A 4758-nucleotide genomic window follows, 5' to 3' on the forward strand; every position below is an offset into this window, starting at 1 on the left:
AGGCAAAACTCTTTGATATCCATCTTACGACCGGGCTGATGGGCAGCCCAAAGGACCGCAGAAAACATAGTCTAGCAGTGACGCTACCGAGATGGCCGAGAGATACAGGGATAGACCACGATTATGAGTTTGAGAAAGCATGGTCTATCCCTGTCTTTTTCCAACTAATCGTTTTTCCCACTCCAACAAAAATAGGCGACCTAAACAAGGTCGCCCATTCTTCATACCAACAACACCTCCACCTGCAATCGTCGCCCAACCACATCCAGCAAATCACAACCATCGCGCAGTGAAGTCACCAACACCCGCGCCAGCTCACTGTGAACGCCCTCGCCCATGGCGATGTTCTCCAGAAGTTGGGTCGCGGTGCGGATGCGGTAGGCCGCGGTTTCGTGCAGTACGTCGAGTGGTGCTTGGGTATCGATCAGCAGTGACGGGATGGTGCAGTCAATGCCGGTGACTGGCATGTATCGATCCATGACAAACCTCCATTGGGTAAACGAGCACGGCCACTCAGTGGTGGACGGTGGGCTGACTCTCAACCGACTCATCGGGCGGGTCGAGGTGGTCCAGCGCTCGGTTTACCAACAACTCGGCCAGCACGGCCAACTGTTGAATGGCCAGTGCCACATTGCGCCGCGAGCCTTCGAGTTCGAACGCCAGGTCGGTGGTCATGGCATTGATCGAGGCAAGGGTTTCGCTGGCGTGGACCAGTAAGGTTGGCGTGTCTACGTCGGGGACGATGGTGAATACATGGCTGACGGGATCGGGGTGACTGGGGTTACGTAAACGGGCACTGACGGCGCGTTGGGCGGTTTCGCTGAGCGGGACGGGATCTACGGGATCAGAGGTAGACGAGGTTGGGGCTTCAGGCGGATTGGGAGTGACTTTCTTCATGGCAGAACTCCTTGCGTTGGTTAACGAAGCTGCCAGTTCCTGCTGTCAAACAGGATTGGGTGGCAACTGTACGCGGGTTGACAGACCAGGAACGCAAGCACCCGGTGCACCCGAAGATGCCCCACGCACAGCCGCCAGAAAGAAACTGCACGCGGGGAAGCATGCCGCTTTATCAAGAGGAGTGAAAGCTTGCATTTTTCAGCCTGTCAAAGCCGATCGCTGATGCGCAGCGACACCTGAAGGCTATCCCTGAAGAAGAGCTGCCGCTAGTTCATGGAAGGCGCTACGGTTTGCGGGAAATGTCCTAGGACGGGGGGAAACACGGGACAGATAAGGTTTGATCACATTCATGATCGTGGTCTGTCCCCRTTTCTTTCCTGATACCGGTTGGTGAGGTGTGAAGTTTGTGGGGGCGGATTGTTTGGGATGATGGCTGGGTATTCAGCATTGATGTTGGCTGATCTGGCGCTATCGCGAGCAAGCTCGCTCCCACAGGGGTTGTGCGTGCTGACTGGGATTTGGGAAACACGGGAGAGACCACGATCATGGGTATGAGAAAACGTACCCTGCCCCCCCCCTTCTTTGCCCTACGCTGCTGATCGGCGTTGTCGTCGGCTTATCTTTTTCCACGGACGGTGCGGAACACACAAAGGAGAACACTATGAAGCAGACACTATTCGCTGGAACGCAGGGCAATCTTGCTGTGATTGAAGCAGGACACGGCGAAGGTTTGCCGGTGCTCTTCCTCCATGCGGACTCCGGTCGAGCAAGCCAGTGGGCGGAAATGCTCGAACCTATCGGACGCGACAGGAAAGTCTATGCCCTGGATTCACGGGGCAGCGGAGACAGCTCCCCGGCTGCGGATGGTGACTATTCATATGCAGGGCGTGCGCAGGACATCATCGATACAGCCGCCGCCTTCAAGCTTGAGCGTTTCATCATCGTGGCCCACAGCGGAAGTGGCGCCGCAGCGCTGGACTATGCCGCCAGATACGCCGACCGCGTGGCTGGCGTGTTCCTGCTTGATCCCGCGACCGATCCAAGGGCACTTCCCGATGAGGTTCGCGCCGGAATGCTGGAAGCGCTGGCGGGGCCTGCGAGCCTTGATGTGCAACAGGGGTTCTACGCCACGATTGCGGGCAATAACGTAAAGGTAACGTCCAGAGTTCTGGAAGATTGTGCTGCGGTCGATGCGACCGCACGGTTGGGGTTTGCGGTGGCGTTTGCCAATTGGAACCCGGAACCCGCGCTGGATGCATGGAAAGGTCCTGTTTTTCTTCTGGTCAGTAGCGCGAACGACAATCCCAATGCGCTCTACGCGTTACGACCGGAGTTACCCCACGCCGTGGTGGCGGATACGGGACACTGGATACAGCTCGACCAGCCCGAACAGGTCGAGCGGGAAATCCTGCGTTTCATCGCTAGCGTTCGATAGCGAAGTTGTTGGGAAGTACAGGGGCAGGTCAAAGCGCCTCCACTTTCACCCGAGATGAAAGTCTTTTTCAGCGTATTACCAAGCGCTTGCGAACGCCCATGGGCCAAGACAGACTCCCCGCCTTTCCAGACTCGACAAGGATGCGAGCATTGAAGTTTGAGAGTGACCAGTTTTCCGGCAACCATGGAATTGTCTTCAACGTATCGCGCTTCACCCTGTCAGCCAGTGAACGGGGTAGCCTCAGAACGCTGCATTTTGGTGAAACGAAAGCCGCCCACTATGAAGTGAGCAATCTGGTGGTGGAGCTGTACGACAAAATGCTCGCCAAGGATTTGCCCTGCCAAATGATGGTCGGGATCTCCAAACCCCTGACCCGGCAACAGGGGGATTTACTCAATGCCCAACGAACGAGTATCRCCATCCTCACCAGTGGTGTTTTCGCCGCAGCGAATCAAGGCGTATAGACCATGAGCGAATATGGCTTGTATGCCGGTGCTTACGCGGTGTTCCTGCTGTTCTTCTTCTATCTGAAATCCTACCGCCTCAGAAAATGGCTGGGCATCATCCTGCTCGCGCTGGGGTTTATAAGTATTTTCATGCTGCCGCCTTTCATTGCCGGCTTCGATCTGGGCATCGCTTCGATCTATGCCGTCGGTAGCGGGGCGGCGCTGTTTTTTAGTCGGGCCCGGTATGTGGAATGAGCCAGGTGCTCATTAATAATCGGCCACTCTCGAGATCGAAGTACGGATTTCATGCCGGGAGGCGTCAACAAAAAAGGAGACACCCATTGGTGTTGGCTGATCTGGCGCTATCGCGAGCAGGCTCGCTCCTACAGGGGTTGTGTGTGTTCAGTGACATTTGTCCTGAGTTCCAGCACTCACAGCCCTCGCAGTTTCAAATCATCTGGACAACAAGGCGGTTACGCGTTCGGTGTATTCATCGTTCTGATTGACTTTGAAGAAGCCCTTTGTTGTTGAAGTCGATCATCTGTCCATCTTCCGCCTGAAGAAAAATCCCTGCAGGTTACTTCAGCGCCTTTACGACTCGAACGTCGATGGGAAATCCTTCCGGTCCGGCCAATTGCTTCCACCCCACGTACTGAAAAACCCCTTCCTCATCAATGTAATCGCCTCGCTCCACCATTTCGCCGCCCAGCACTGCGACGTGCTTATAGACGCCGCAGCTGCCATCCGAACGACGGACGGTGTAGATCACATAGGGTTTGGCGTAATACGCGGCGCGGAAATGGCGGCCGCAACCAAAATCGACTTTGATCATCAAGGTCTTCAGATTCGCTTCGCCATCCAGCTCGGCGTGCTGGTCGAGGGCCCCGATTTCGCCGACGTCGCTGAAGCCCAGAGAGCGAGCACGCTTGTATTCCGGGGAGTTCAGGTGTTCGGTCTGGGCTTGCTGCAAATGCTGATCTATTTCCTCGCCGTATTCAGCACTGCCCTTGGCCGCTATGTCTTGCGCTTGGGGGATGACGCTTTCGCAGCGGGCGTAATCGGGGGAGCCGAGGCTTTGCTGGGCGAGGTTCTTGCGATGTACAGTAAAGGTTCGCAGATGACTCTCGATAGTGGACAAGACATCCTTGGCCGTCTGGCGCCCGTTCTGCACATCGGTCACTGCCCGCTGTAATTTCTGGCAATCGGAGAGGTAGGTCTTCCAGGCGTATTCCGGGGTTTCTTCCCAGTCGGCGAGCGCCGGGGTCATCACGACGGCGAAAGTGATCGCGCAGAACAGACGCGAGGCTGGAGCGAGAGTGAGCATGTGTAGTCCGTTACAAAGATGAAAAAAGTGGCGCGACGCTACTATTTTGCCATTTCGCTGTCCACTCGCAGAAAAGGGGACAGACCCCGTTGGTGAGGTGTGATGTTTGTGGGGGTGGACTGGTTGGGATGATGGTTGGGGATTCAGCATTGGTGGTGGCTGATCTGGCGCTATCGCGAGCAGGCTCGCTCCCACAGGGGGGCTGGGTGCTGAGTGGGATTTGGGATTAGCCCCGAGGTTTTCGGGGGGGGTCAGTATTCGGGTCGGAGCGAATGTTGAGAAATCCGTTTCGAAATCTCCACCGTCGGATGCCTCCCGGTGAGCTCAGCCGTTACCTTCCCCGCCTGCAATCCTTTTTGCATAACCCCTAAAGCAAAAAAGCATAAATCCCTTCCAGAGACGGCGCCTTGGGCCACACTCTTCTAGACTCAATAGATAGTCGTAGGCAGAACCGAACACGTCGCTTTGGTGCGGATCAATCAAAGGCGGCGTGGCAAGCTGCCCTATATGCCCTGAAGAGGTGCGGCAAAGACCGTACCGGGCCCAACAAGATGCCCGCTCAGGGTGCCTGGCCAACGGCCTGAAAATGCCACGATACCGTGACGTGGCGTGACTGCCGCAGCCGACACTTTCGGACAACCGACAACCACCTGGTT

At 56.3% G+C, this 4758-nt stretch carries 5 protein-coding genes and 2 pseudogenes; 3 read left to right on the top strand and 4 right to left on the bottom strand.

The features are described from left to right. Positions 1–221: 221 nt before the first annotated feature. Both AC1DH9_RS22570 and AC1DH9_RS22575 read right to left on the bottom strand, forming a co-directional pair. Complete coding sequence (locus AC1DH9_RS22570) at positions 222–479, bottom strand: hypothetical protein (protein ID WP_145015107.1); 258 nt, start codon at positions 477–479, stop codon at positions 222–224. A 34-nt stretch (positions 480–513) separates the two neighbouring features. Beyond that, positions 514–897, bottom strand: a complete 384-nt coding sequence (locus AC1DH9_RS22575) for a DUF6124 family protein (protein ID WP_427543109.1) — start codon at positions 895–897, stop codon at positions 514–516. 661 nt (positions 898–1558) lie between these two features. Here AC1DH9_RS22575 and AC1DH9_RS22580 point away from each other — a divergent pair. From AC1DH9_RS22580 to AC1DH9_RS22590, 3 genes and pseudogenes are all read left to right on the top strand, one after another. After that, positions 1559–2332, top strand: a complete 774-nt coding sequence (locus tag AC1DH9_RS22580) for an alpha/beta fold hydrolase (protein WP_427543106.1) — start codon at positions 1559–1561, stop codon at positions 2330–2332. 149 nt (positions 2333–2481) lie between these two features. Further along, positions 2482–2781: pseudogene (locus AC1DH9_RS22585) on the top strand (hypothetical protein); the annotation flags it as partial. 18 nt (positions 2782–2799) lie between these two features. Further along, positions 2800–3033, top strand: a complete 234-nt coding sequence (locus tag AC1DH9_RS22590) for a hypothetical protein (RefSeq protein ID WP_427543103.1) — start codon at positions 2800–2802, stop codon at positions 3031–3033. A gap of 207 nt (positions 3034–3240) precedes the next feature. Here the strand turns inward: AC1DH9_RS22590 and AC1DH9_RS22595 are convergent. Both AC1DH9_RS22595 and AC1DH9_RS22600 read right to left on the bottom strand, forming a co-directional pair. Next, positions 3241–3319, bottom strand: a pseudogene (locus AC1DH9_RS22595) (PH domain-containing protein); the annotation flags it as partial. A gap of 36 nt (positions 3320–3355) precedes the next feature. Then, on the bottom strand, positions 3356–4102 hold the full coding sequence (locus tag AC1DH9_RS22600) for a hypothetical protein (RefSeq protein WP_427543100.1): 747 nt from the start codon (positions 4100–4102) through the stop codon (positions 3356–3358). Between the last annotated feature and the right edge of the window lie 656 nt (positions 4103–4758).

The sequence above is a fragment of the Pseudomonas sp. 05T35 genome (genome assembly GCF_056396605.1).

Bases quoted from the DNA above. Each gene is read 5' to 3' on its own strand.
- AC1DH9_RS22580 (WP_427543106.1), top strand. From the start codon at position 1,559: ATGAAGCAGACACTATTCGCTGGAACGCAGGGCAATCTTGCTGTGATT.
- AC1DH9_RS22570 (WP_145015107.1), bottom strand. From the start codon at position 479: ATGGATCGATACATGCCAGTCACCGGCATTGACTGCACCATCCCGTCA.
- AC1DH9_RS22600 (WP_427543100.1), bottom strand. From the start codon at position 4,102: ATGCTCACTCTCGCTCCAGCCTCGCGTCTGTTCTGCGCGATCACTTTC.
- AC1DH9_RS22575 (WP_427543109.1), bottom strand. From the start codon at position 897: ATGAAGAAAGTCACTCCCAATCCGCCTGAAGCCCCAACCTCGTCTACC.
- AC1DH9_RS22590 (WP_427543103.1), top strand. From the start codon at position 2,800: ATGAGCGAATATGGCTTGTATGCCGGTGCTTACGCGGTGTTCCTGCTG.